Origin of the sequence: Acidisphaera rubrifaciens HS-AP3 (genome assembly GCF_000964365.1) — a bacterium.
Lineage (GTDB): Bacteria > Pseudomonadota > Alphaproteobacteria > Acetobacterales > Acetobacteraceae > Acidisphaera > Acidisphaera rubrifaciens.
In genome coordinates, this window is record NZ_BANB01000325.1 from 1 (window position 1) to 4,568 (window position 4,568).

Annotated in this window: 4 protein-coding genes; all 4 read right to left on the bottom strand. The window is 72.5% G+C overall.

The window, feature by feature from the left end; translation table 11 throughout:
* Positions 1-821 (bottom strand): DNA polymerase III subunit delta (gene holA / locus B8460_RS10445; protein WP_048861541.1); only part of this gene is annotated, 821 nt, incomplete at its 3' end.
* A gap of 15 nt (positions 822-836) precedes the next feature.
* The gene (gene lptE / locus B8460_RS10450; RefSeq protein ID WP_048861542.1) at positions 837-1,373 is read right to left on the bottom strand and encodes an LPS assembly lipoprotein LptE; all 537 of its coding nucleotides are present in this window, start codon (positions 1,371-1,373) and stop codon (positions 837-839) included.
* Positions 1,373-4,048 carry a leucine--tRNA ligase gene (gene leuS, locus B8460_RS10455; protein WP_084623481.1) on the bottom strand — a complete coding sequence of 892 codons (2,676 nt, stop codon included), beginning with the start codon at positions 4,046-4,048 and terminating at the stop codon, positions 1,373-1,375. Before leuS ends, lptE begins: the two co-directional genes overlap by 1 nt.
* Before the next feature lie 56 nt (positions 4,049-4,104).
* A complete protein-coding gene (locus B8460_RS10460; RefSeq protein WP_048861544.1) occupies positions 4,105-4,533 on the bottom strand; it encodes a DUF3576 domain-containing protein in 429 nt (142 codons plus the stop codon).
* Between the last annotated feature and the right edge of the window lie 35 nt (positions 4,534-4,568).

A 4,568-nucleotide genomic window follows, 5' to 3' on the forward strand; every position in this document is an offset into this window, starting at 1 on the left:
GGGCGCAGACCGGCCACCGCGTCGGCGGCCGTCGCGCCCTCGGTATCCATCCGCAGCCGCACCCGGTGCAGGCGTTGCAGATGCAGGGCGGCGCCGCGCAGCACTCCCACCGCGGCACCCCCCTCCGCCAAGGCCAGCGCCAGCGCCCTGTCCGCCAGCTCCAAGCGGCCGGCGGTCGCCGCGTACAGCGCATCCTCCAGCGACAGGCCGGATAGGTCGCCGAGGCAGGTCAGCGCGGTCTCCAGGTCGACCACCCCGCCCTCGCCGGCATACAGCGCCAGTTTGTCGATCTCCGCCCGCGTCGAGGCGTGATCGGCGCCGAGCTGCCCGACCGCCCAGGCCAGCGCCTCCGGCTCGATCCTCACCGACAGGGCGGCGAGCGCGTCGCGCACGGTGCGCTCCAGCGCCGCCCCTTCCTCCGGATAACAGGCAATCGCCGCGCCCAGCGGCGCCCGCTCGACGGCCTGACGCAGCCGCGACCGGGCGGTGAGACCCGGCGCCTCGACCACCACCAACGCCGGCCGGGTTTCGCGCATCACCTCCGCCACCGCGTCGGTGAGCGTATCCCCGCCCTCGCGCAGCCAGACCACGCGCCGCCCCCCGGTGAGCGACAGGGACGCCGCCTCCTCCGGCAGCCGCGCGGCCTCGCCGCGCTCCAGCTCGACCACGCGGAACGGATCGTCGGTGGCGCCCGCGACGGCACGGACAAGGGCGCGCGCCCGCGCCCGTATCAGGCCGGTATCCTCGCCGTGCAACAGGACGACGGCACACCCGCCGGGGTCGCGGAGAAAGGCGTCGATGCGGCGCGCGTCGATCTTCACGCCGGCACAGCCCGCCTATTCGGCCGCAAGCGCCCGCTGCTTGAAAAACGCGGCGAGCTGCAGCGTGATCTGGTCCGCCGTCGCCTCGGCGACGCGCCGCTGCGCCGCCTCGTTTTCCAGGTCGGCGGCAAAGAACTGCTGATCGATGATGTTGTAGTCGTCCATGACCCGGGCATTGCCCTTGGTGATGACGGTCCGGTTCGGGTCCTCGCCGCGCAACGTGTAATTCGCGAGGCCCACCAGCCGGATGCGGGTGACGGAGTTGTCCTGCCGCACCGCGATGCCCATGCCGGGCACCTGATAATCGACGCTGAGGTCATAGCGCCGCTGCAGCCCGCTCTCGCTGCCGTCGAACCGCTGCTGCAGCGCCTGCCGCAGGAGCTGGCCGGGCCGGTCGGCGATGACCTCGACGTTGATCGCCTGCAGCTCGCGCTGCGCCGTGCCGTAATGGCCGGACTCGGTGCGCATGTAGACCGGTCGGAAGCCGCACGCCCCGAGCAGGGTCACGACCGCCCCGCCGCACCCGGCCCGCAGGAACGCCCGGCGGCGCATCACGCAGCCAGCACGTAGTTCACGATGCGGTCCGGCACATGGATGCGCTTGACCACCCGCCGGTCCGCCAGCGCCCGTGCGACGTTGGGCTCCGCCTCCGCCGCGGCGAAGGCCGTCGCGGAATCGGCGCCGACCGGCAGCTCGATCGTCGCGCGCAGCTTGCCCATCACCTGCACCGCGACGGTCACCGACGCGACGGCGACCAGGGCGGGATCGGCCTCCGGCCACGGCGCCTCGGCCAGCAGGGCATCGGTGCCGGGGTGGAGCCGCGCATGCACCTCCTCGGCCAGATGCGGCATCATCGGCGCGGCGAGGCGCGCCAGCATGTCCACGGCCTCGCGCCGCGCCCAGCGCAGATCGGCGCCCCCAGGCTCGGCGCCCCCGGTCTCCGCGGCGGCCCGGTCCGCCGCGCCGATAGCATTCGCCAACTCATGCAGCCGCGCGACGGCGACGTTGAAGGCAAAGCCGTCCAACGCCTCGGTCACCGCCGCGATCGTCCGGTGCGTGGCCCGCCGCAGCTCCATCGCGACACTCCCCCAGGACGGCGGCGGCGGGACGGGACCGACATCGCCGGCGGCGAGGCGGTGGACGCGCTGGACGAACCGCCAGGCGCCCGCGACACCGGCCTCGGTCCACTCCATGTCACGCTCGGGCGGGTTGTCCGACAGGATGAACCACCGCGCCGTGTCCGCCCCGTAGCGGCCGATGATCGCGCCCGGATCGACGGTGTTGCGCTTGGACTTCGACATCGCCTCGACGCGGCCGACCGTCACCGGCGCGCCGTCGGACCGCCGCGCCGCCGTCCCGTCGGGCCGCCGGTCGACCTCCGAGGGATAAAGCCACGCACCGTCGGCCGCCCGATAGCTCTCGTGCGTCACCATGCCCTGGGTGAACAGGCCGGCGAACGGCTCCGCCACCTGGACATGCCCCGTCGCCTGCATCGCGCGGGTGAAGAACCGCGCGTACAGAAGATGCAGGATCGCGTGCTCGATGCCGCCGATATACTGATCGACCGGCAGCCAGTGATCGACCGCCGCGCGATCGAGCGGGCGGGCCGAATGCGGGCTGCAGAAGCGCGCGAAATACCACGAGCTGTCGACGAAGGTGTCGAACGTATCCGTCTCCCGCCGCGCCGCCGCGCCGCACCGTGGGCAGGCCACGTGCTTCCAGGTCGGATGGTGGTCGAGCGGGTTGCCGGGCCGGTCGAACGTGACGTCGTCCGGCAGGCGCACCGGCAGATCGGCGTCCGGCACCGGCACGATGCCGCAGGCGTCGCAATGGATCACCGGGATCGGGCAGCCCCAGTAGCGCTGGCGGCTCACGCCCCAGTCGCGCAGCCGCCAGTTTTCCACGCCCTCGCCGATGCCAAGCGCGACCAGCCGGGCGATCGCCGCCGATTTCGCCGCCGCCTGATCGAGACCGTCGAGGAAGCCGGAGTTAAAGGCCGTGCCCGGCCCGTCATAGGCCTCGCTCCCGATCGCGTAGGTCGCCGCGTCGGCGCCGGGCGGAAGCACCACCGGCCGCACGTCCAGCCCACAGGCGCGGGCGAAATCCAGGTCGCGCTGGTCATGCGCCGGGCAGCCGAAGATGGCCCCCGTGCCGTACTCCATCAGCACGAAATTGGCGATCCAGACCGGATAGGTGGCGCCCTCGATGAACGGATGGCGCACGCGCAGGCCGGTGTCGTAGCCGCGCTTCTCCGCCGTCTCAATCACCGCCTCGCTGGTGCCGAGACGGCGGCACTCGGCGACGAAGGCGGCGGCGGCGGGATCGCGCGCGGCCACCGCGGCCGCCAGCGGGTGCTCCGGCGCGAGGGCGAGGAAGCTCATGCCGTACAGCGTGTCCGGACGGGTCGTGTAGACCTCGACACACTCGATCCCCGCCTCGGGCGACGCCAGCGCAAAGGCGAGGCGCGCGCCCTCGCTGCGGCCGATCCAGCGCGCCTGCATGGTGCGCACGCGCTCCGGCCAACGGTCCATGCCGTCGAGCGCCGCCAGCAGCTCGGGCGCGAAACGGGTGATGCGGAAGAACCACTGCGACAGGCTCTTCTTCTCGACCAGCGCCCCGGACCGCCAGCCACGGCCGTCGATCACCTGCTCGTTGGCAAGAACCGTGCGGTCCACCGGGTCCCAGTTGACCCAGGCCTCGCGCCGCTCGACCAGACCCGCCGCCAGCAGGTCGAGGAACAGCCGCTGCTGCTGTCCGTAATAGGCCGGATCGCAGGTCGCGAACTCGCGCGACCAGTCGATCGACAGCCCCATGCGCTGCAGCTCGCCGCGCATCGTGGCGATGTTGTCCCAGGTCCAGCGCGCCGGATGCGTCCCCCGCTCCCGCGCCGCGTTCTCCGCCGGCAGGCCGAACGCGTCCCAGCCCATCGGATGCAGGACCGCATAGCCGCGCGCCCGCTTGTAGCGGGCCACGACGTCGCCGAGCGTGTAGTTGCGGACATGGCCCATATGGATGCGCCCGCTCGGATACGGGAACATCTCAAGAACATAATATTTCGGCCGGTCGCCCGCCGGCACATCCTCGGCGAGGAAACAGCCGCGCTCGGCCCAGGCGCGCTGCCAACGGGGCTCGGCGGTGGCGAAGTCATAGCTGGACGTGGCCGGCTGGCCGCCATCGCCCCGCGATCCGGCGGCGGGCGCCGCCACGTCATCTGGCGTATCGTGCATGGCCTTCTATCCGCTGCCCCGGCGCGCCCGGCAAGACGGCGACGCCGCGCGGGACGTCAGTTGCTGGCGGTAGCGGACGCGCGCAGTTGCCGGGCACGGGCGAGGATCTTGCTCTCGATGTCGGTGGTGGTCTGCGGGCTGACCGGCGCGTCGGTCCACTGCCCGTTCTGCAGCACCTGCCGGAAGATCGTCACCTTCAGCCCGGTCGTGGACAGCTGCCGGCCGAGGACATAGGCCGTCGCCTTGAAGCGCTCGCCGGTGGAGCCGGGCGGCTGGTACCAGTCGGTGTTGATCACGCCGCCATACGGGTCCGCGCTCGCCAGCGGCATGAAGGACAGCGTGTCGAGCGCGCCGCGCCACAGAAACGCGTTGATGCCAAGCCGGGCGTTCGCGTCCTCCGCCCGTTGGCTGGTGCCGAACAGGTTGAGGCCGCCGCTGTTGCTGCCGTCGTCGCGCGGCGGCGCCGACACGTCGGCGATCGTCACCGGCTGCGGCGCGGGCGGATCGTCCCCGCCGCAGC

Excerpts from the sequence above, each read along its gene's own strand:
- lptE (WP_048861542.1), bottom strand. The coding sequence starts at position 1,373 with ATGCGCCGCCGGGCGTTCCTGCGGGCCGGGTGCGGCGGGGCGGTCGTG.
- leuS (WP_084623481.1), bottom strand. The coding sequence starts at position 4,048 with ATGCACGATACGCCAGATGACGTGGCGGCGCCCGCCGCCGGATCGCGG.